The organism is Clostridium sp. KNHs214, assembly GCF_000744935.1.
Classification (GTDB): Bacteria; Bacillota; Clostridia; order Clostridiales; family Clostridiaceae; genus Haloimpatiens.
The window spans coordinates 1,077,493-1,100,310 of sequence record NZ_JQMW01000011.1 but is presented as its reverse complement, the minus strand read 5'-3'; the positions used below and the strand labels follow the sequence as shown (position 1 = coordinate 1,100,310).

At 30.7% G+C, this 22,818-nt stretch carries 16 protein-coding genes; 13 read left to right on the top strand and 3 right to left on the bottom strand.

Features of this window, described 5'->3' with window-relative positions; translation table 11 throughout:
* Positions 1 to 12 precede the first annotated feature (12 nt).
* The 3 genes from CC89_RS13680 to CC89_RS13670 are packed head-to-tail and all read left to right on the top strand — an operon-like array spanning position 13 to position 3,049.
* On the top strand, positions 13 to 1,356 hold the full coding sequence (locus tag CC89_RS13680; protein WP_035292995.1) for an acetyl-CoA carboxylase biotin carboxylase subunit: 1,344 nt from the start codon (positions 13 to 15) through the stop codon (positions 1,354 to 1,356).
* Positions 1,357 to 1,371: 15 nt separating this feature from the next.
* Positions 1,372 to 2,235, top strand: coding sequence for an acetyl-CoA carboxylase, carboxyltransferase subunit beta (accD, locus tag CC89_RS13675; protein ID WP_035292993.1), 864 nt, complete (start codon positions 1,372 to 1,374; stop codon positions 2,233 to 2,235).
* A gap of 16 nt (positions 2,236 to 2,251) precedes the next feature.
* Entirely contained in the window at positions 2,252 to 3,049 is a 798-nt protein-coding gene (locus tag CC89_RS13670) for an acetyl-CoA carboxylase carboxyltransferase subunit alpha (RefSeq protein WP_035292990.1), read from the top strand.
* Between the two features lie 230 nt (positions 3,050 to 3,279).
* Here the strand turns inward: CC89_RS13670 and hsp18 are convergent, their stop codons facing one another.
* The gene (gene hsp18 / locus CC89_RS13665; protein WP_035292987.1) at positions 3,280 to 3,720 is read right to left on the bottom strand and encodes a heat shock protein Hsp18; all 441 of its coding nucleotides are present in this window, start codon (positions 3,718 to 3,720) and stop codon (positions 3,280 to 3,282) included.
* A gap of 334 nt (positions 3,721 to 4,054) precedes the next feature.
* On the opposite strand from hsp18, the gene CC89_RS13660 reads away from it, so the two are divergent.
* A complete protein-coding gene (locus CC89_RS13660; protein WP_035292985.1) occupies positions 4,055 to 4,591 on the top strand; it encodes a ribonuclease FAU-1 family protein in 537 nt (178 codons plus the stop codon).
* Between the two features lie 186 nt (positions 4,592 to 4,777).
* Here the strand turns inward: CC89_RS13660 and CC89_RS20615 are convergent, their stop codons facing one another.
* On the bottom strand, positions 4,778 to 4,921 hold the full coding sequence (locus tag CC89_RS20615; protein ID WP_185750761.1) for a hypothetical protein: 144 nt from the start codon (positions 4,919 to 4,921) through the stop codon (positions 4,778 to 4,780).
* A gap of 161 nt (positions 4,922 to 5,082) precedes the next feature.
* On the opposite strand from CC89_RS20615, the gene CC89_RS13650 reads away from it, so the two are divergent.
* Positions 5,083 to 5,802 (top strand): hydrolase, encoded by a 720-nt coding sequence (locus tag CC89_RS13650; protein ID WP_051931783.1) that lies wholly within the window; start codon positions 5,083 to 5,085, stop codon positions 5,800 to 5,802.
* Between the two features lie 86 nt (positions 5,803 to 5,888).
* On the opposite strand, the gene CC89_RS13645 is transcribed toward CC89_RS13650, so the two are convergent.
* The gene (locus tag CC89_RS13645) at positions 5,889 to 6,167 is read right to left on the bottom strand and encodes a cysteine-rich small domain-containing protein (RefSeq protein WP_035292978.1); all 279 of its coding nucleotides are present in this window, start codon (positions 6,165 to 6,167) and stop codon (positions 5,889 to 5,891) included.
* 1,207 nt (positions 6,168 to 7,374) lie between these two features.
* On the opposite strand from CC89_RS13645, the gene CC89_RS13640 reads away from it, so the two are divergent.
* The 8 genes from CC89_RS13640 (at position 7,375) to CC89_RS13605 (ending at position 22,545) form a co-directional block, all read left to right on the top strand.
* Positions 7,375 to 7,734, top strand: coding sequence for an ArsR/SmtB family transcription factor (locus tag CC89_RS13640; RefSeq protein WP_035292976.1), 360 nt, complete (start codon positions 7,375 to 7,377; stop codon positions 7,732 to 7,734).
* Between the two features lie 30 nt (positions 7,735 to 7,764).
* The gene (locus CC89_RS13635; protein ID WP_035292974.1) at positions 7,765 to 9,969 is read left to right on the top strand and encodes a heavy metal translocating P-type ATPase; all 2,205 of its coding nucleotides are present in this window, start codon (positions 7,765 to 7,767) and stop codon (positions 9,967 to 9,969) included.
* 307 nt (positions 9,970 to 10,276) lie between these two features.
* Positions 10,277 to 10,549, top strand: a complete 273-nt coding sequence (locus CC89_RS13630; RefSeq protein WP_035292971.1) for a hypothetical protein — start codon at positions 10,277 to 10,279, stop codon at positions 10,547 to 10,549.
* Between the two features lie 507 nt (positions 10,550 to 11,056).
* Positions 11,057 to 16,459: a diguanylate cyclase gene (locus CC89_RS13625; RefSeq protein ID WP_035292968.1), complete on the top strand. Its 5,403-nt coding sequence runs from the start codon at positions 11,057 to 11,059 to the stop codon at positions 16,457 to 16,459.
* A 373-nt stretch (positions 16,460 to 16,832) separates the two neighbouring features.
* Positions 16,833 to 18,068, top strand: coding sequence for a competence/damage-inducible protein A (locus CC89_RS13620; RefSeq protein WP_035292966.1), 1,236 nt, complete (start codon positions 16,833 to 16,835; stop codon positions 18,066 to 18,068).
* Positions 18,038 to 18,739 carry a vitamin B12 dependent-methionine synthase activation domain-containing protein gene (locus CC89_RS13615; protein WP_286161355.1) on the top strand — a complete coding sequence of 234 codons (702 nt, stop codon included), beginning with the start codon at positions 18,038 to 18,040 and terminating at the stop codon, positions 18,737 to 18,739. The genes CC89_RS13620 and CC89_RS13615 overlap by 31 nt, the downstream gene beginning before the upstream one ends.
* On the top strand, positions 18,717 to 21,101 hold the full coding sequence (locus CC89_RS13610) for a homocysteine S-methyltransferase family protein (RefSeq protein WP_035293643.1): 2,385 nt from the start codon (positions 18,717 to 18,719) through the stop codon (positions 21,099 to 21,101). Before CC89_RS13615 ends, CC89_RS13610 begins: the two co-directional genes overlap by 23 nt.
* A 274-nt stretch (positions 21,102 to 21,375) precedes the next feature.
* The gene (locus CC89_RS13605) at positions 21,376 to 22,545 is read left to right on the top strand and encodes a dicarboxylate/amino acid:cation symporter (RefSeq protein ID WP_035292961.1); all 1,170 of its coding nucleotides are present in this window, start codon (positions 21,376 to 21,378) and stop codon (positions 22,543 to 22,545) included.
* Positions 22,546 to 22,818 lie beyond the last annotated feature (273 nt).

Below are 22,818 nucleotides of genomic sequence, written 5' to 3'. Positions count from 1 at the left end.
GAGGTGATTTAATTGTTCAGTAAGATATTAATTGCAAATAGAGGAGAAATTGCAGTTAGAATAATAAGAGCTTGTAGAGAAATGGGTATAGAGACTGTAGCAGTTTATTCAGAAGCTGACAAGGATGCTCTTCATGTTCAGCTAGCTGATGAAGGAGTTTGTATAGGCGGAGCTAAATCTAAAGATAGTTATTTAAATATGGAAAACATAATAAGTGCTACAGTGCTTACAGGAGCAGAAGCTATACATCCGGGCTTTGGATTTTTATCAGAAAATAGCAAGTTTGCTCACATGTGCAAAGATTGCAACATAGTATTTATAGGACCTGATTCTGATGTAATAGAAAAATTGGGAAATAAATCAAAGGCAAAAGAAATTATGAAAGAGGCGCAGGTCCCGGTTATAAGAGGTTCAGAAGGTGCTGTACGCAATGAAGAAGAAGGACGTTACATTGCTAAAGATATAGGTTTCCCTGTAATGATAAAGGCATCTGCAGGTGGTGGAGGAAGAGGAATAAGAATAGTGAGGGAAGAAGAAGAATTCTTAAATTCCTTTAGAAGTGCTAAAAGTGAAGCTAAGGCAGCCTTTGGAGATGACAGCATGTATATTGAAAAGTTCATAGAAAAACCTAGGCATATAGAGTTTCAAATATTAGCAGATAAGTATGGAAATATAATTCATTTAGGGGAAAGAGATTGCTCACTTCAGAGAAGAAATCAAAAGGTACTAGAAGAAGCACCATCTACTGTACTAGATGAAAAGCTTAGAAATAAAATGGGTGAAGTAGCTGTTAGAGCAGCTAAAGCTGCGGGATATAGTAATGCTGGTACCATTGAATTTTTAGTAGACAGTAGAGAAAATTTTTACTTCATGGAGATGAATACTAGAATACAAGTAGAACATCCCATAACTGAAATGGTAACAGGAGTAGATCTTATCAAAATGCAAATAAAAATAGCCAGTGGAGAAAAGCTATCTTTAAAGCAAGAAGATATAAAAATAAAAGGTCATGCTATAGAATGTAGAATAAATGCAGAAAATCCTAATAAGGGTTTTATGCCTTGTCCAGGAGAAATAGAGTATCTTTATGTACCTGGAGGATTAGGAGTAAGACTTGATTCGGCAGTATATCAAGGTTATAAAATTCCTCCAAACTATGATTCCATGATTGGAAAGCTAATAGTTTATGGAGAAACCAGAGATGAAGCTATAATGAGGATGCGAAGGGCTCTTGGAGAATTTATAATAGAAGGAGTAGACACAAATATAGATTTTCAATTTGACATATTAAATAATGAGAAATTTGTGTCTGGAGATTTCCACACAGGCTTTATAGAAAGTCAATTTTTAAAGTAAGGTAGGTAAAGACCTATGTTTAAATTTAGAAAGCTTTTAAAAAAAGATAAATATATTCAAGTAGAAGAGAAAAACATTGTGGATAATGTTGATAAAAAACCTAGTATACCTGATGGAATGTGGATAAAATGTGAGAGCTGTGGAAACATTATATACAAAGAAGATGTGGAAAGAAATTTAAATATATGTACAAATTGCAACTATAATTTTAGATTAAGTGCTAGAGAAAGAATAAAGTTAATTTGTGATGAAGGCACTTTTATGGAAATGGATGCAAATATAGAAAGTAAAAATATACTTAATTTTCCCCAGTACTATGACAAACTAGAAAAGGAAGGTAAGAAATCTGGAGAAAAGGATGCAGTGGTTACTGGAACTTGTAGGATTCATGGATATAAAGCTGTAATTGCAGTTATGGATAGTAATTTTATGATGGGAAGCATGGGAGCTGTAGTAGGTGAAAAAATTACTAGAGCTATAGAAAGAGCAACGCAGGAAAGACTCCCTATAATAATTTTTACTACTTCAGGGGGAGCTAGAATGCAGGAGGGAATGATATCACTTATGCAGATGGCTAAAACTAGTAGCGCTCTGGGAAAACATAGTGATGAAGGGCTTTTATATATAACGGTACTTACGGATCCCACTACAGGTGGAGTAACAGCTAGTTTTGCTATGCTTGGAGATATAATTCTTGCAGAACCAGGAGCCTTAATAGGCTTTGCAGGAAAGAGAGTAATTCAGCAAACCATAAATCAAACCTTACCTAAGGAATTTCAAACTGCGGAATTTTTACTAGAAAAAGGATTTATAGACAAAATAGTTAGCAGGACAGAATTAAAAAGAACTTTAGGACAAATTCTTAGGATGCATAAATAGCTGTGGAGGTGAAAAAATGAGCAATTTAACTCCTTGGGAAAAGCTGAAAATAGCGAGAATGGTGGAAAGACCCACTGCTCTTGATTATATAGATATAATATTTAATTCTTTTATAGAGTTTCATGGAGATAGGTATTTTGGAGATGATAGTTGTATATTAGGCGGTATTGGTGAACTTGAGGATATTCCAGTTACCATAATAGCACAGCAGAAAGGAAAAAATACTAAGGAAAATATAAAGAGAAATTTTGGCATGGCAAATCCAGAAGGATACAGAAAGGCTTTAAGACTTATGAAGCAGGCAGAAAAATTTAAAAGACCTGTAATTTGCTTTGTAGATACTCCAGGTGCTTTTTGTGGTGTAGGAGCAGAGGAGAGAGGTCAAGGAGAGGCTATAGCTAGAAATTTACTGGAAATGTCTAAATTAAAAACACCAATTATATCTATAGTTATTGGTGAAGGTGGCAGCGGAGGAGCACTTGCACTAGCAGTAGGTGATCAGGTGTGGATGCTTGAGAACTCCATATATTCTATATTGTCCCCAGAAGGACTTGCAACTATACTGTGGAAGGATTCTTCTAGAGCAAAAGAAGCTGCCAACATTATGAAAATAACAGCAGAAGATCTTGTAAGTTTAGGAATAATAGATAAGATAATAAAAGAACCAGAAGGTGGAGCACATGAAGCTGTTGAAGATGTTGCTTTAGATATTAAAAATAATTTATTAGAAATTCTAAAGGTGCTAAGGAAGTTGTCTACAGAAGAACTTTTAGAAGGTAGATATAAGAAATTTAGGAAAATGGGTGTATATTAGAGGGCTAGGGTCCAGAGTATGGAACCTGCTTCTTTGTCTGACACAAAATATACTAGCATTTTTCACTTGTTATTTCTTTTCATGTACCTAATTTAGATTCTATGATAATATATGATAAATATAAGTAAAGAGAGATAAGGACTTCATAAGATTAAAGTCCTTATCTCTCTTTGAATTTTTAAATTTAACTTCAAGCATTTGATTTAATTGGGGGATGAAGTTTTTAGTTATTATTGAATTTCTATTTTTTTAGTATCAGTTTTACCTACTTCTTTTTTAGGAAGATTTATTTTTAATATTCCATTTGAGAATTCTGCTTTTATATCTGTATCATTTACATTATCCACATAGAAACTTCTCTTAAATTCACCGTAGGAAATTTCTCTCCTTACGTAATTTGAAGTGGTATCTTCTATCTTATCTTCTTTTTTAGCAGAAATTGTTAGATAATTGTTAGTGTATTCTACATTTATAGATTCTTTGTTTATACCTGGTAATTCAGCCTCGATCATATAATCAGTATCTGTTTCTTTAACATCAACTCTAAAAGAATTTCCCATTAGTTCATTAGAGCTAAAGAAATCATCTTTAAAGAAGTTGTCAAAGAATTTGTTGAAATAATCATCTCTTTTCATTATATTGTTTCTTCTAAAAGGAACTAAATCAAACATAAATAACAACCTCCTAAAAATATTTAATCTTTATTACAAATATATAATACAACAAAGGTCAAAGAAAGTCAAAGTCTATAAAATGTAGATATAAATCTATTTTACAAGATAATAATAGGAAACCGTGATTAATTTAAATATTTTAACATTTTTATTTTATAACTGCGAAATTTGAATTATTTATAAATAACTTAAATTTCTTTATAAATATATAATTTTACAATGAGATTAATGTAAATATATTTAAAAAAATATATAAATAATTATAACTAGTAAGAGTTAATGGTATAATATAAGTAAATAATAGGGTTAATAAAGGGTTAGGTGGTTGTTTATGAAGAGAAAGTTTGCAGATAAAGAGAATTGGATAAGAGTTCTAAAAAAGAGATTTAAATTAACATACATAGATAATGAAGATTTTAAAGGATATATTTCTGCAATATACATAGATGAGGTTACAGATCCTTTAAAAAAGGAAGTCCTAGGAAGACAATTGCTTTTAGCAGATAAGGGTTATTTATGGATGCAGCAGTTTCCAGAAGGAAAAAACTATGCACTTACAACTATGGTAAATGATAAAAAAGAAATCATACAGTGGTATTTTGATATATGTAGAGAACCTAGAATAAATAGAAAAGGAATACCTTATTTTGATGATTTATATTTGGATATAGTGGTACTTCCTAGGGGTGAATTGGTAATTTTAGACGGAGATGAATTGGAAGAAGCATTAAAAAAGGGAGATGTAACAGAAGGGGAATACAAGTTAGCTTGGGCTGAAACTAAAAAGCTGGTAAAAGAAATAAATGAAGGTAGAAGCCACATACTAAATTCTAGTAAACGATACTTAGAGTATATAGAAAAATTATAAATGCATGTATATCTTGGATTCCTTGCTTGTGTTGAAGGATGTAAAGACATAATTTATGAGCCATTCGATATGGCTCATAAATTAGAAATAAGGCTATCTAACCATGTTAGAGGAAACTTAAAAAGGAAACTTTCTACAAAAAAGCTACCGATGCTTGTCTCTGCGGTAGTTCACAAGTAAATAGTTTTATCTTTTTAAATTTTTTCTTGAAGGTTCTAAATCCCTTTCCTTAAATCCACTTACAGAGGTTTCACTATTTTTATGTTCTTTAAAAGCATTTTCTATATCTTCGGCTACTTTTTTATTCGTTTTATTATGATTTTCAGACATAATTTATCTCCTTTTATTGTGATTTTTTAACTGCCATGAAGCATGAAAAAAACTATAATAATATTATTAGTTAAATTATTGATTTTAATTCATTTTTAGTGTAAATTATTGAATACTAGATAAAAAATAAAGGAATAAGCAAACTTAAAGAGAATATTTGTATGTTGAAAAAAATAAGGCAGAAGGAGGGGAGAAACTTGGCAAAGTTCGTTCCAGAAGTTAAAGGGGCTCTAAGAAATCATATTATAGAATTGCCACCAGTTATAAGGGATGCTAGCGGAATAAAGGTATTTGGGAAAAGATTGAAATCGTTTATTTTCTCAACTGATGTTGCTATAATAAGGAATACTAATGCAGATGCTGTTATTGCAGTATATCCATTTACTCCTCAACCCATTATAACTCAAGCGTTAGTTATATCTTCAGATATACCTATTTTCTGTGGAGTGGGAGGAGGCATAACTACAGGCAAAAGAGTGGTGAACTTAGCACTGGATGCTGAATTTAAAGGGGCTATGGGAGTAGTAGTTAATAATCCTACACCTAATGAAGTTATAAGAAATATGAGAGAAACCATAGATATTCCTATAGTAGTAACAGTGGTTTCAGAATATGAGGATATTAGGTCACGTATAGAAGCGGGGGCTAATATAATAAATGTAAGTGGAGCAGATAGAACTCCTATGATAGTAAAGAAAATAAGGGAACAGTTTAAGGAAATTCCTATAATAGCTACAGGTGGACCTAATGAAGAGAGTATAAAGAGAGCTATAGATGCAGGGGCTAATGCCATAACTGTGACACCACCGTCCACAGCACAGATATTTAGGGATATAATGAATAAATATAGAAAGCAATACTCTGACGACAGGTTTGAGTAATATATTTAAATATAATAAAAGCATACGTTGAACACTGAATACTTTGGATTCAACATATGCTTTTACTATTGTAAATCAGTAAAATTTTAATCTTCTTTTTTATTTCTATTAGTTGAAGCTAGTTTCATAACTTCAGGCATTTTAGACATTATATACTCATAACCATTCTTAGAATGAGGAATTAAGCAATTGGTGCAATCTTTTATACCATTATCTGTATATTTAAAGTTTCCACCGCATTTATCTCCTAAGCCATATAGTGGGCAAAAACAAAATAAGCAGTTAAAAGTGGAAGAATCTTTAACTTTATGACAAGGGAAGTATTCGCAGTTTTTGTGTTGGAAAAATTTATAGTTTTCACTCATGATTCTCACTCCAATCTATAATATACTTCTACATAAATTATAACACACAACATAACAATATTGTGAAGCAAGTGCAATAAGAAAAATCTGTCTTTAAGTCCACAATAAATATATTTTCTAGACTGTTCGCAATACGCCAAGAAATTCTAATGTTTTCAAATTTCAATACCCTAAAGCTTTCAAACTCGCTTCTTACGGCGCTCAAACATGAAAGCTTCTTAACGGGTATTGAAATTTGAAAACAAAGAATTTCTAAGGCTAGCTCAATAGTCTAAGAAAATATATTTATTATTACCTTAAAGACAGATTTTTCGGTTCATGCATAAGCTATCAGAGGAGGAATATAGCTGACTAAAGGATAATTTTCCTCCGCTTCGCTATGGAAAATCTTTAATTTATAAATAGAAAGGCGCTCATAATATTTTTTAGGCGGAGCCTTTCGAAAAGTTATATGGTACCTATTAAAATAAAATAATAACTAAAATTCAATTCATTTTGCCGTAAGGCAGTTGTTTGTACAAATCAGAATTTGTAATTTAGACCAGGTAAAAGGTATTACTTCTTATCTATTACCTATTACTTATTACTTATCTACAAGTTCTTATTTATCTAACAATTAAAGTTATATATTTTTATATAAATCCTAATCATGCCTACGTATTTAGGCTGGCTATCGCCAATAAAAAATTTTTAAGCCCTTAAAGAAAAGCTATAACTACTCCATTTAATAAAACAGTTATAGCTTTTTGTTATCCCATTTATTTAATTAAAGATTTTCCGTAACATAGTGGAGGAAAATCATCCTTTAGTAGGCTTCTCTCTCCAACCATAAACATATTAAACTAAAAATCTGATTTTAATGTAGTAATAAATGTGTAATTGGGGACTATTGAACTAGCCTTAGAACTTCTTATGTCTCACAGTTAAAGACCCGTTAAGAAGCTTTCATTATTTGAGCAATGTAAGAAGCGAGTTTGAAAGCTTTAGGGGCTTTAACTGTGAGACATTTAGAAGTTCTTGGCGTATTGTGAACAGTCCCCAATTACACATTTATTACGGAATTAAAATCAGATTTTCCTCAATGCATTATGTCACAATATATTCTTATATTTATGTTGCAACGATATTAAAATTATGATATTATCATATTGACATATGAACATATGAACATATATAGAAACATAAATAATAAGTAGGGGGTAAAAATATGGATAATAAAAATACGGAGATATGTAGTTGTTATAGTATACATGAGGGTGCTTTACAACATGTTAAGAACGATTTACCTGAGGAGGAAATATTATTTCAACTAGCAGATTTTTTTAAGATATTTGGAGATTCTACAAGATTAAAAATTCTTTATGCTCTTTCCATAGAAGAAATGTGCGTATGTGATATATCTAATTTGCTTAGTATGAGTCAATCAGCTATATCACACCAACTGAAAACTTTAAGGCAGAGTAAGCTTGTTAAGTTTAGAAGAGATGGTAAAGTAGTGTATTATTCCTTAGATGATGATCATATAAGAAGTGTTTTAAAACAAGGCTTTGATCATGTTATGGAGTAGATAAAATATAAGGAATAGGGGGGAAAACCTATGGGCAAGGATAAACAATGCAAATTAAATAAACAATATATACTTAAGGGTTTAGGATGTGCTGGATGTGCGGCCAAAATAGAAAGAAAAGTAAATTCATTAGAAGAAGTAGAACAAGCAGTACTTAATTTTAGTACTTCAACTTTAATTATAGATTTAAAAGAGGAAAATAAAATTAACCATGTAGAAAAAAAAGTAAAAGAAATAGTTAATAGTATTGAACCACATGTGGTGGTTGAAGAAAAAAACGTTCAAAAGCCAGTAGATAAAGAAATTAGCAGTGATCATAACCATGGTCATAAACATTCTCATTCCCATACTCATGCCCATGGACAGGAGGGATTAGATAAAAATAATGTGTTAATGGTCGTGGCAGGAACAATAATATTTATAATTGTATCCATTTTTAAATTTTCTAATTATGTAGAGTTAATTATGTATCTAGGTAGCTATATACTTATAGGCGGCGATGTAGCTTTAAGAGCTTTAAGAAATATTTTCAAAGGAGAAATATTTGATGAAAATTTCTTAATGTTTATAGCAACAGTAGGAGCCTTTTCTATAGGAGATTTTCCAGAGGCTGTGTTTGTAATGCTGTTTTATAAAGTTGGAGAGGCATTCCAAGATAGAGCAGTTAATAAGTCTAGAAAATCTATAGCAGACCTTATGAATATTAGGCCAGAAGTAGCTAGGATAAAGGTAGAAAATGAGTATAAAGAAGTATCACCTGAGGAAGTAAAAATTGAGGATGTTATATTAGTTAAGCCTGGAGAAAAAGTACCTTTAGATGGAGTCGTTTTAGAAGGTGAATCCATGGTAAATACATCTAATTTAACAGGTGAATCATTGCCAAGAAGTGTTAGTGTGGGAGATGAAATTTTAAGTGGTTTTATAAATATGAATGGTGTGTTGACTATTAAAGTAACTAAGAGGTTTTCTGAATCTGCTGTATCAAAGATACTAGATTTAGTAGAAAATGCAGGTGCTAAAAAGGCTCAAACAGAACAATTTATAACAAAATTTGCTAGATATTACACACCCATAGTAGTGTTTAGTGCTTTAGCCTTAGCAGTGATACCACCAATAGTGGTACCGGGAGCTGAGTTTGCATATTGGTTAAAAAGAGCTTTAATTTTCCTTGTGGTGTCCTGCCCTTGTGCACTAGTAATTTCCGTACCTCTTGGATTCTTTGCAGGTATAGGAAATGCATCAAAAAATGGAATATTAGTAAAAGGTGGTAACTACTTAGAAGCTTTAAATAGTGTAGAAACTTTAGTATTTGATAAGACAGGCACCTTGACAGAAGGTGTATTTCAAGTTACTAGTGTGGTTCCTAATACTGGTATAAGTGAAGATGAGTTGGTTAAATATGTAGCTTATGCAGAGGCTTACTCTAATCATCCCATTGCTAGTTCTATTAGAAAATATTATGGTAAAGAAATATATAAGGATGTAATTAGTAATTATGAGGAAGTATCTGGTAAGGGAATTAAAGTAGATGTAATGGGTAAAAGAGTGCTTGCGGGTAATGATAAATTAATGAAGTGGCAAAACATAGTTGTTAAAGAAGCTAGAGAATTAGGCACTGTAGTTTATGTAGCAGCAGAGGGTGAATTTTTAGGATATATAGTAATATCAGATAAATTAAAAAAGGACTCTAAAGAGGCTTTAAGAAGACTTAAGAATATAGGTGTAAAAAATACAATTATGCTTACTGGTGATAATAAAACTGTAGGGGAAGGTATAGGACGAGAGTTAAATTTAGACAAGGTTTATAGTGAACTTTTACCTGGAGATAAAGTGGATATATTTGAAAAAGAACAGAGTAACCTTGGAAAAAATAGAAGGATTGCTTTTGTAGGAGATGGAGTAAATGACGCACCAGTTTTAACAAGAGCAGATATAGGAATAGCTATGGGAGGATTAGGTTCTGATGCTGCAATTGAGGCTGCAGATATAGTTCTTATGACAGATGAACCATCCAAAGTAGTTACTGCAATAGATATATCTAAGTTTACAAGAAAGATAGTAATGCAAAATATAATTTTTGCATTGGGCGTAAAATTTGCAGTATTATTAATGGGAGCATTAGGTATAGCAAATATGTGGGAAGCAGTTTTTGCAGATGTGGGAGTGGCACTTATTGCTATATTTAATTCTATGAGAATTTTAAAGTATAAACCTAAGGTATATGAAAAGAAATAACAAGTCAAATGTGCTAGTATATTTTGTGTCAGACAAGGAATCAGGTTCTGTCGCAATGTTATCGGCGGGTCCTGATGACGCAGTATGACGGAAAATAAACTAGCATATTGATTTATTATTTATTTGAATGTGCCTAAATAGATTATATTTAAAATAGTATCGGAGTGGCCATATATGGTATAGACAACATAAAGGATTATTTTGAAAATAAAAAAAGTTTCAAGGTAATCTTTTTTTCTATTGACTTGCGAACGAATGTTCGATACAATGGTATTAGCAAATCAGTTTTGCATGGGGGGTATTTAAATTGGGTAAAGATAATTATTTTGTTAAGATTTCCTATGACACAGGAGAAAAAGAAACAAGTGCTAAACATTCTGATGCTAAAATAAATTGTTTAAATGGTAAAAACCTGAATGGAAAGTATTTAATAGGTGGCGGGGTATATAACAAAAATAGTGGTTGTTTTGTTTTTAAGGCAAAAGATGTAGAAGAGGCTAAGAGGTTAGCAAATAATAATTCGTTTGTAAAGCATAAGGGATACCAATATAAAAATTTATCTGTTACTATGTTTACATAGAGATTTATGATATATTCTGATGGAAAGCGATCCATCAGTTTTTTTTATAATAATGATTAACCCACAATAAGGTAGAATGTAATGGAATTATGAAATTTCTCCTCCATGATTTGCATAAGAGCTAGGAACAATAAATTTAATTTAAGAAATTCTAATCTTTTAGCCATATAAAATTATCTAACGCTCACATTCAGCGTCCTGCCTCAGGTTCGCTAGCCTGGCGTCCTTGCCAGGCTTACGATAATTTTATCTGTCTAAAAGAAGAATTTCTAAAATTAAATTTAAATAGTTCCTTCGCTTCTTATGCAAGTCATTCCAGAGAAATTTCATAATTCAAGCAATGTAATACTTATTGTGGGATAATCATAATAATAAAAAATATTATTTTGCTATGAATAAATAAAAAGATGTTAAAATTTTAAAAATAAGTTTTAAAAAAATGTTAATAATTTCAAAATTATGTGGTATATTAAAGTTATAATCATTTTACATTGGGGAAGTGTTTTAATGGAAATTATAAATAATAGGTATAGGGTTTTGAAATTTATAAAACAGAATAAGGTAGCTTCTTCATATTTAGTTTATGATCTAACTTTACAAAAGAAAGTTATGCTAAATATAATTAATTACGAAAGGGTTCCTAAGTCATTAATTGATTACTATATAGAAGATTTTATAGTATGGACAAATGTGGATTGCCCTAGAATAAATAAAGTATACGATTTTGGAATTATAAATTTAATTGATAACAAAAGATTAGGGGATATAAAATACTTTTTTACCAATGAGTATTATGATGATAATAAAAGATTTAAGGCGCTCATAAGTAATTTATATGGTGAAAAAGAAATGCTAGACTTGTTTATTAAATTGTGTCAAGGCATAGATTATATGCACTTAAAAGGATTCACTTATGGAGAATTAAATTTTAGTAATATATGTGTTGTAGACAATGAAGGAATAGATGATGTAAAACTTAAAGATGTTCCAACTGTAAAATTAGAAGCAGTTAATGGTGCGGGAAATTATTATAATAGGAAAAATAGAAAGCATCAAAAGAGTAGCGATAAGAATATAAGATGTGATATAGAAGCTCTAGGTAAAATACTGTTTTATTTATGCATAGAACAATATGGGCATTTTACAGCTAGCATTTTTAAAAAGGAAGGTATTGAGGTTAAAAGAGATTTATCTAAGTTCTTTTTAGATAAAGTCCAAATAATAATAAAAAAATGTACACTAAATAAAGTCCAGTATGATTCCGTAAGGGATATAATCAAGGATATAAATTATATGTTAGATGTAGACTATAAGCTTGAAAACATAGAGGATGTAAAGAAGCTGAATTTAAATACTAAATTAATAGGTAGAAATGAAGAAGTAAGTTTAGTAGTTAAGCAGTATGCAGAGATATTGCCAGACAATTCTAAGGACAAGCTACTATTAATTCATGGGGATACAGGTATAGGTAAGACTAAGTTTTTAAATAGCATAAAAAACTTACTTACATATAATAAAGCTAATGTATATTATAGTTTTGCTTTGAATAATAGAGAGAATCAACCTTTTAAAGATATATTAAGGCAAATAGTAGCTGAGTGTGAGCATGAAGTTTTAGAGAAATATGAAGAGGATTTAGTAAAATTTATATCAGATAATCACTATAGCAAAAATATACTTCATGACGAAAGCTTAGATATTCCTAAAGAAAGGCTAAAGCTATTAAATAGAATTAATGGGTTTATAAATGATTTTACTAAGTATAAATCAATGATAATAATTATAGATGATATTCACTTAGCAGATAATTTTTCAATTGAAATCCTAGATTATCTATGCAAAAGGCAAGTGAAAAATAAAAGTATATTAATTATATTATCATATTGTGACGGTCAGCATGTACTAAACAAAAATACTCTTCAATTTATAGAAAATATAAAATTCAAGGAAAATGCTAGGAATATTCTTTTAAATGGACTAGATGAAGAAAAAACAGGAGAAATGATAAAAAGTATTTTAGGCATGCATGATATACCTAAGTATTTTTCTCGTTTAATTTATAATAAAAGTTATGGAAATCCATTGTTTATAGAGGAAGTAATTAAAAACTTTTATTATAGTGGAATAATATATGTAAACAAAGAAACTGGATATTGGAGTACGGATTATGAGTATAGCGATATCCCTATTCCTTCCGACATAAATCAAATATTGATAAATCAAATTGAAGACATAGATGACATAAGTTATGATATTTTGTCTATTATATCTATCTTTCTAAATCCAATTTCCATAGAAAATATAATATTTATGAGTGGCTATGAAAAAGATGAAGTTAAAAAACGAATAGAGATTATTTTGGATAAAGGAATTTTATGTAAAAAAATAGGCGATCAAGGTTTTGTATATGATTTTTATAATAAGCTATTTAAAGATTTAGTATATGGAAGAATAACAGAAAAAGAACAACAAAGTAAGCATAAGTTGGCAGCAGAGTTTGTGGAAAAGCAGTATATAGAAGGATATGAAAATTATATAGAGGAACTTATATATCATCTTCAAAAATCTCATCAAAATGAGAAGGTTATAGACTACTGTCTTGAAAATGCTAGCAAAATGAAAAAATACAATAACTATGTGGAGGCTATAAAAAATCTAAAAAACGCGATGAAGGCTTTAGATAAAAAAAGTTTAAATTTGAACAACTTAAAAATAATTATGGAGATAGCAGAACTAAATAAGCATATAGGAGAGTTTAATGAAGCTATAAAATACTTGAACATATTACAACAAGAGAGTAAAAAATTAAATGCCCTAAAATATGAAACATATAGTTTAAATAAAAAAGCTGCTATATATTCTGAGAAAAATGAAATAGATCTTATGGAAGTATGTGTAAATCAAGCAGCTAAAATAGCTAATAAGGAACAGGATTTAGGGAATTATCTAGATTACAGACTAATGCAAGCTAGATTGTATAATGTGCAAGGAAGATACAAGGAAGCAGAAGACATATGTAATCAATCTATTAAACTTTGCCTAGGTGAGTTTGAAGCAAATAAAGGGCCTTTTTATAATATGCTTTCATTTATATTCATAGTAAATAGCGAGCCAGTAAAGGCAGATGAAGCATTAGATAATAGCATAGAAGTATTTACAAAGCTAAATAAACCAGAAGGTTTAGTAATAGCACTTAATAATAAGGGCGTTATATATGGTGATTTTTATCAAGATACTGAAAGAGCTTCTAGAGTTTATAATGAAATTATTGAAATAAGCAGAAAAAACAATTTAATAATTAGTGAAATAATTGCTATTAACAATTTAGGGGAAGGGTATTTTTATCAGCAGGACTATTATGCTGCTTTAAGATATTTTCAAAGAGTTGAAGAAAAGGCTAAAAAATATGATTTAGAAGCTAATGTATTTTATTCTTATGTATTTCAAGCCAAAATACATCTTAAGATAGGGAACTATCAAAAAGCTTATGAGTATTGTAATTTGTCGAGAAAAGAATTGGACAAGTACCATATAAACGATAAAGACATTTTGGAGTATTATAGTGCTTTTGGTGAACTGGCTCTGGAATTTGGTGATTTGGAAAGTTCTAAAAAATTTTTAAAAAGGGTAGTAAACTCCATAGATAAAGAGGAACCATTAGTTCAAATTAATAGTCAATTTTTATTAAAATATATAGAACTAATTAAAAGTGAGGAAGACGGAATAACACAAATAGTAAATGATATGAAAGAACTATTATTCAAGGTTAATAATAGTAATGTAAAAATTCAGTGGTTGTGTAAAGTAGCAAGCTTTTTATATGACAGGGGCAGGTATAGTGAAGGAAAAGAAATATTAAAAGAGATCATAGAGCTTTCAGATAATAGGGAAATAAATTATTTAAAAATGTATATAAATTATTTAGAGGCTTTATATAGCGAGAACAATCAATTAAAAGCCTTAAGTAGTGTTTTAGATTTTGCTAAAAAAGAAGGAAATAAAAAATTAGAAAGTAGAGTTTGTAGTGATATAGGAAGCTATTATTTTAAAAAAGAAGATTATTTTAATTCATTTGTATATTATTTTGAATGCTGCGAAGTATTAATGGATATAATAAAACAGTTGCCAGAAAAGTACAAAAAGACTTTTATAAGTTTTTATAATATAAAAGAAATCGTAGGCACATTGAAATATATAAAAGAATACTATTATGGAAATTCTAAGGCTTCAAATAAAATAAATACAAAAGAAATAGACATAAAAGAAATAGACATAAAAGAAATAGATATAAAAGAAATACAGGATGTATTAAGTTTTATAAACTACAAGAATATAATGGATAATAAACACTTTGTAAAGTCTGTTAAAAATTTCTATAGCTCACTATATCATAATCAAGTACACGACATAAAATCCGTTCTAAAAAAGTTGACTTCAAATGAAATGGACAACTTAAAGTTAATACTCCAATATATGCTTTATGTTACAATGGGGACAAATGCCTATATAATTGAGGAAAAAAACAATGGATTTGAAAAAATTATATACAGTGGAAATGATAAATTTCTAACACAAGAAGATATAAATATTTTAAATTTATGTAAGATAAATAAAGATATAGTACTGGTTTCTAATATTGATAAATATAAAACCAACGACATTGAAAATTTAAAGAATATAAAAGCATGTATATGTATTCCTGTAATTCTTCAATTGGAGAATCGTAGAGGTTTTGAAGGTAGAGACAATGAAGTATATGACAATAATATAATGGCATATGTTTATGTAAATTCAGATAGAGCATTAAATAATTTTAATATTAAATCCCTAAAAAATTGTACTTTACTAAATGGTTTAATTGGCTTAATTATAGAAAAATATAAATTAAATAAAATAGCTGCATATGATAAATTAACTTCAACTTTGACAAGAAAATATTTAGAAGAAGAGATAGAAAAAAATTTAGATATGGCAGCAGAAAATAAAGGAATATTCTCTATGATTATGTTTGATTTAGATTATTTTAAGAATATAAATGATAAATATGGACATCAAACAGGTGATGAAGTACTCAAACAGGTATGTAGTATAGTAAAAAATAATATAAGAAGTACTGATATATGTGGTAGGTATGGCGGTGAAGAATTTATTATTTTGCTTAAAAATATTAGTATAGAGGATGCTAAAGAAGTTGCTGAAAAACTAAGACAAAAAATTGAGCAGGCTCATATTTTAGGAGATAAAGATAATATTACAGTAAGCATGGGTATAGTTGCATATCCAGAGCATGGGCAATGGAAACAACAGTTGATAGAAAAGGTAGACCAGGCTCTTTATGTAGCCAAAGAAAGAGGAAGAAACCAATGTAGAATTTGGCAAGAGGATATAATAAATAAAGTCAAAGTAACAAATAAACTCACAGGTATAATAACTGGAAATGAAGTGCAAAACAATAGAAACGTGTTAGTTATGGTAGAACTAATAGAACTATTAAATCAAAATATGAGTTTAGAAGAAAAAATATATAAAAGTTTAGGTAGAATAATTGAAATAACTGAAGCTCAGTATGGAACATTGTTAAAGATAAAAGATGAGAGCATAACGGAAAGTTTTTCAAGAAAAGCTTTTGAAGAACAGTGGAATAAGAATATTAATTTAAATGATGATATGATAAAGTCAGTAGTGAAAAAGAAACACGGTATATATGCTATTGACTGGGATAATGTAATACAAAAAGATACAATAACTGGGTCACCAGATTGGCACTCAATAGTTGTAGTACCACTGATTAAAAACGACAATATTAACGCTGTTTTATACCTATCGGCTTCTGTTAGAACTAAAGAGTTTGGCTTTGAAGATTTCAATTTTGTTGATACCTTAGCTAAAATTATAAGCAATATGATTTAAGGCACATTCAAATAAATAATAAGTCAGCATGCTAGTCTATTTTGCATCATACTGCGTCAGCAGAACCCGCGGATAGTCCTACCAAAGGCGGAACCTGCTTCCTTGTCTGACGCAAAATATACTAGCATCTTTGACTTGTTATTTCTTTTTATGTACCTTAATTTTTATTTATAATAAGAAATAAAAAAATAACAAAACATTCAGAAAAGCATATGTGAGGACAGTGATATAGAAGACATTTGATTAATAATATGTTTCAATATTTTGTAAAAACAACATTGAATAAAATGTTATACTTATAATAAGGGATTGAATATATAAATAAAATTCTTGTATGGGTATATACGAGACATTATAGAAAGAAGGAATAAATATGAAAGCAGAGATTTTAGCTGTAGGAACGGAGATATTACTAGGAGATATAATTAATACAGATGCACAGTATGTATCTAAAAGGCTAGCAGATTTAGGTATAGAGGTATTTTTTCAAGGGGTAGTTGGGGACAATCCAGGTAGATTAAAAAAAGCCTTGGAATTGGCCTTTACAAGAGCGGATTTAGTTATAACTACTGGGGGACTTGGACCTACTAAAGATGATCTTACCAAGGAAACAGTATTTGAATTTTTAAACAAAAAAGCTGTAATTCATAAGGAGTCATTGGACAGAATAGGAGGATATTTCAATAAATCTCGTAGGTATATGCCAGAAAGCAATAAAAAGCAGGCGTATTTTCCAGAGGATGCTATTATAATGACTAATAACAACGGCACTGCGCCAGGCTGCATATTAGAACATAAAAATAAAATAGTAGCAGTTTTTCCAGGACCACCAAAGGAACTTGTTCCTATGTTTGAAGAATCTTTTGTGCCTTATATTAAAAAATATACTTCAGGAGTTTTGTACTCAAAAGTATTAAGAGTAATAGGTTTAGGAGAAAGCAGAGCAGTAGAGATGATACAAGATATTTTAGATAATCAAACTAATCCTACAGTGGCTCCTTATGCTAAGGATGGAGAGGTAACCTTTAGGATAACCGCCAAAGCTAACAAGGAAGAAGAAGCTAAGAAAATTATAGAACCCTTAGAGAAGCTTTTAAGGGATAGGTTAGGTATAAATGTATATGGTGAAGGAAATACCACTATAGAAGATGAGGTGGCTAAAATTTTAATTAAAAATAATTTAACTATATCTACGGCAGAATCTTGTACTGGAGGCCTTTTATCAGGGAAGTTAATAAATTATCCTGGGATATCTTCTGTATTCTTAGAAGGTGCAGTAACATATAGTAATGAAGCGAAAATCAAAAGATTAGGTGTTAGAAAAGAAACTCTAGACGTATATGATGCAGTTAGTGCTGAAACTGCAGCAGAAATGGCTGAAGGTATAGCCAAGGAGGCAGGAACAAATATAGGATTATCTACTACAGGAATAGCTGGACCAGGGGGAGGAACAGAGAAAAGGCCAGTGGGCTTAGTTTATTTAGGTCTTTATATAAATGGAAAAGTGAAAACCAAGGAGTTGAATTTAAATGGTAATAGGCAAAAGATAAGAGAAGCGGCTGTTATCAAATCACTAGATTGGCTAAGAAGAGAATTAATTGGGAAGTAGTGGTCTTTATGGCAATAGATAAAAAAGAAGTGCTTAGATATTTAGGTTATAGGGGACAATATATAGATAAGAATATGGATAAGCTTATAGATGACTGTATAGAGGAAACAGAAAAAGCTGTTCAGGAGCATTTTTTGTATAATGTATTTCCAATAATAAAAAAAGAAGAGGGTATGGAGCTGGAGGGTACAAATATTGTATTAAAGGGAGGAAATATCCAAAGTCACCTATGTAATGCTAAACGCTGTACTGTTATGGCAGTTACTATAGGAGGGGTCATAGAAAAAATCATAAGGTATAATGAAAGAGTTAATCTTACTAAAGCTACAGTATTAGATGCCTGCGCTACAGCAGCAGTAGAGATTCTATGTGATAAGGTAGAGGGCAATATTAAGAGTTTTGCACAGAAACAAGGTCTATTTATTACCCATAGGTATAGCCCTGGATATGGTGACTTTAATATAGAAATTCAAAAGGATATACTTAGAGTTTTAGGGGCTTATAAGATAGGTCTTACCTGTACTGATAACTTTATTCTTATGCCGAGAAAATCGGTGACTGCATTAATAGGAATTGGAGATAAAGAATTTAATAAAAAAGGACACTGTAAAAATTGTAGTAATTATAAAAGTTGTGCATACAGAAAGGATGAGGGCTATTGTGATCATTAGAGAGAGATTAGGCAAAGAAATTTTATTTTTTGATGGTGCCATGGGCACTATGCTGCAAAAAAGCGGTTTGTTGGCAGGAGAGATTCCAGAAACTTATAACATACTTCACCCAAATAAAATTACTGAAATACATCAAAAATATATAAAAGCAGGAGCAGATATAATTACCACTAATACCTTTGGCGCTAATGAATATAAGTTAAAGGATACTAATTTTACCGTAGAAGAGATAATTGAAAGTGCAGTAAACATTGCTAAAAAATCTGGTGATGGCAAATATGTAGCTCTTGACGTGGGGCCTATTGGACAGCTTTTAGAACCTATGGGAATTTTGAGTTTTGAGGAAGCTTACAATATATTTAAAAGGCAAATAGTAGTAGGTTATAAAGCTGGATGCGACCTTATATTAATTGAGACCATGTCAGATGTATATGAGGCTAAGGCGGCAGTATTAGCTGCCAAGGAAAACACAGATTTACCTATAGTATGTACCATGACCTTTGGGGAAGATGGAAGAACTTTAAGTGGCACGGATCCTCTGACTATGGTGACCATACTGGAAAGCTTAGGAGTGGATGCCCTTGGGGTTAATTGCTCCTTTGGTCCTACGGAAATTAAAAATATAATTAGAGAGATTTGTAAGTATGCCCATTTGCCTATTATGGTTCAGCCTAATGCAGGACTTCCGCATATTCAAGATGGAAAGCTAACTTATAGTTTAGGGCCAGAGGAATTTGCAATAAGCATGAAGAATATAGCACAGATGGGGGCAAGTATTTTAGGGGGATGCTGTGGAACAGATGAAAGGTATATAGAAGAGACGGTGAAACTCATTAAAGGCATGAAAGTGGTTGAAAATAATACGCCCAAAATCACTACTTTGTGTAGCTCCTCTAAGACAATTATAATAGATGAAGGAGCTAAGGTGGCAAGTGACAGAATAAATCCTACAGGTAAAAAAGATTTCAAAGAAGCATTAGAAAATGGGGATATAGATTTTCTACTTAATCAGGTGGTTAAGCAAAAGGACAGTGGTGTAGATTTTATAGATATAAATTTAGGTTTGCCTGGGATAGATGAAAAAGAAATTATGGTAAAGGCAATAAAAGAAATCCAAGCAATTATAAATACACCTCTTCAAATTGATAGTTCAGACAGCCAGGTTATTGAGGCGGCAGTTAGAGTATATAATGGTAAGCCAATTATAAATTCTGTAAATGGCAGAAAAGAAGTCATGGAAAAAATATTCCCTATAGTTAAGAAATACGGTGCTTGCGTAATAGGGTTAACTTTGGATGAAAATGGAGTACCTTCTACTGCAGAAGAGAGATTTGATATAGCAGAAAGAATAGTAAATAAGGCTCAAGAGTATGGTATTCCTAAGGAAAATATATTAATAGATTCATTGGTACTTACAGTATCAGCGCAACAGAAAGAAGCCATAGAAACTTTAAAAACTGTTAGATTAGTAAAAGAAAGATTGAGAGTTAAAACTTTGCTAGGAATAACCAATATATCTTTTGGACTCCCTAATAGAAGACTTTTAGATAGAACATATCTATCTATGGCATTAGCTATGGGAGTTGATGCAGTGATAATAAATCCCATGGATAGAGAGGCTATGAACACTGTATATGCTTATAGAGTTATTGCTGGAGATGATATTGGAGGAGGAGACTATGTAGAAAGAATAATTACATATAAAGAGAAGTACAAGCCACAAAGTCAGGTAGAGGATAAAAGTTTAAAGCATATGGTTATAGCTGGTTTAAAAGAAGAAACTGTAAATGCTACAAGGGAGCTTTTAAAGTTTAGAAATTCTTTAGAAATTATAGAGGGATATTTAATACCCGCATTAGATGAAGTAGGCAAAAAGTATGAAGAAGGAGAGATATTTTTACCTCAACTTATTCAATCAGCAGAAACAGTTAAAGGTGCCTTTAACGTAATAAAAAAGAGTATTAAAGAGCAGGGAAAGCAAGAGGTCTACAAAGGTGAAATAATACTAGCAACAGTGCAGGGAGATATTCACGATATAGGTAAAAACATAGTTAAATTGCTTCTAGAAAACTATGGATTTAAAGTAATTGATTTAGGAAAAGATGTACCAGTTAAAAAAGTGGTGGAAGAGGCAAAAGCAAGAGGTACAAAATTAGTAGGCTTAAGTGCTTTGATGACCACTACTGTAAAGAGTATGGAAGAAACTATTAAAGCCTTGAAAGACAATGGATTAGATGTAGAGGTTTTTGTAGGTGGTGCGGTTTTAAATTCAGATTACGCAAAAAACATAGGTGCTAATTACTATGCAAAAGATGCTAGAGAATCCGTTAAAATAGCTCAAGAAATATTTAAAAATACATAAACTAGGAAGAATCATAGCAAAATTATAAGTGCATAATTTAATATTATGAAAAAATTAAAGAAAATGTATTAAAGAAATTAAAGAGATTAAAGAAAATGTGTTAAAGAAATATGTTGACAGGCTTTAAAAAAGGTGTTAACATATTTTTTAATTTATAAAACACAAATGTATGTTAGATACATACAAAATAGAAAAGGGAGGCAATAGTAGGCTGTTTTAAGATTTGATGAAATTTAGCTAAAAAATTCATACGTAAATAGAAGGGGGCTAACAGATGAAAAAGATAGGTTTATTACCAAGACTTATATTAGGAATCATTTTAGGAATTATTATCGGGTCAGTATCATTGAAGGTGGGCAATTACGCTATACCTAGAGCTTTTGTTACATTTAGTGAATTATTTGGGGCTTTTTTAGGATTTATAATTCCTTGTATAATAATAGCTTTTGTGGCACCAGGAATTGCTGATTTGGGAAAAGAATCAGGAAAACTATTAGCGTTGACTGCTGCTATTGCATACATTTCAACTGTAATAGCGGGCACAGTTTCATATTTTGTAGGAATGTCTATATTACCGAAGGTATTGAAGGCAGGAGAAATAACTAAAAAATCAGGAGTAGATATAAAACCCTATTTTTCATTAAAGATAGATCCTGTTATGGGAGTAATGACAGCACTTGTAATGGCTTTTATGCTTGGGGTTGGAATGTCAAAAATAAAAGGAAAGACATTACTTCAAGGTGCAAAGGATTTTCAAGATATAGTATCTTTAGTAGTTAAAAATATATTAATACCTTTTGTACCAGTGTACATTATAGGCATATTTGTTAAATTGACTATTTCCGGGGATATATTCAGAACATTAAAGGCATTTTCATCAGTATATATTATTTTATTTTTACTTCAAATAGCTTATTTACTGGTACAGTATAGTGTGGCATGGATGGTAAGTGGAAAAAAACCTTTTAAGTCTATTAAGAATATGATGCCAGCATACTTTACTGCTTTAGGAACTCAATCATCAGCAGCAACTATACCTATAACTTTGGAAAGTGCAAGGAAGAATAATATTTCAGAGGGTATAAATGATTTTGTCATTCCACTATGTGCCACTATACATTTAGCGGGTGATACAATAACTTTAGTATTAGCATCTATGGGAGTTATGATTATGAATGGTGTTATTCCAACTTTTAGCGTTATGTTCCCATTTATATTAATGCTAGGGGTAACTATGGTAGCGGCACCTGGAATACCAGGTGGAGGAGTTATGGCATCTTTGGGACTTCTTCAAGATATGCTTATGTTTAACTTAGCTCAGCAGGGACTTATGATTGCCCTTCATGCTGCACAAGATAGTTTTGGAACAGCTACTAATGTTACAGGCGATGGAGCTATAGCAATAATTGTAGATACCATTGCTAAAAGAAAAATCTGTCTTTAAGTCTACAATAAATATATTTTCTTAGACTACTCGCAATACGCCAAGAAATTCTAATGTTTTCAAATTTCAATACCCTAAATCTTTCAAACTCGCTTCTGACGGCGCTCAAACATGAAAGCTTCTTAACGGGTATTGAAATTTGAAAACAAAGAATTTCTAAGGCTAGCTCAATAGTCTAAAAAAGTATATTTATTGTTACCTTAAAGACATATTTTTCAGTCTATATCTCTATTATTCATTATAAATCAACGGGGCCACGCTCCAAAATTTTAA

Coding starts and splice junctions, on each gene's coding strand:
- CC89_RS13650 (WP_051931783.1), top strand. CDS start 5,083: ATGTTGAAAAAAATAAGGCAGAAGGAGGGGAGAAACTTGGCAAAGTTC.
- CC89_RS13610 (WP_035293643.1), top strand. CDS start 18,717: ATGAGGGCTATTGTGATCATTAGAGAGAGATTAGGCAAAGAAATTTTA.
- CC89_RS13605 (WP_035292961.1), top strand. CDS start 21,376: ATGAAAAAGATAGGTTTATTACCAAGACTTATATTAGGAATCATTTTA.
- CC89_RS13670 (WP_035292990.1), top strand. CDS start 2,252: ATGAGCAATTTAACTCCTTGGGAAAAGCTGAAAATAGCGAGAATGGTG.
- CC89_RS13635 (WP_035292974.1), top strand. CDS start 7,765: ATGGGCAAGGATAAACAATGCAAATTAAATAAACAATATATACTTAAG.
- accD (WP_035292993.1), top strand. CDS start 1,372: ATGTTTAAATTTAGAAAGCTTTTAAAAAAAGATAAATATATTCAAGTA.
- hsp18 (WP_035292987.1), bottom strand. CDS start 3,720: ATGTTTGATTTAGTTCCTTTTAGAAGAAACAATATAATGAAAAGAGAT.
- CC89_RS13645 (WP_035292978.1), bottom strand. CDS start 6,167: ATGAGTGAAAACTATAAATTTTTCCAACACAAAAACTGCGAATACTTC.
- CC89_RS13660 (WP_035292985.1), top strand. CDS start 4,055: ATGAAGAGAAAGTTTGCAGATAAAGAGAATTGGATAAGAGTTCTAAAA.
- CC89_RS13640 (WP_035292976.1), top strand. CDS start 7,375: ATGGATAATAAAAATACGGAGATATGTAGTTGTTATAGTATACATGAG.
- CC89_RS13620 (WP_035292966.1), top strand. CDS start 16,833: ATGAAAGCAGAGATTTTAGCTGTAGGAACGGAGATATTACTAGGAGAT.
- CC89_RS20615 (WP_185750761.1), bottom strand. CDS start 4,921: ATGTCTGAAAATCATAATAAAACGAATAAAAAAGTAGCCGAAGATATA.
- CC89_RS13625 (WP_035292968.1), top strand. CDS start 11,057: ATGGAAATTATAAATAATAGGTATAGGGTTTTGAAATTTATAAAACAG.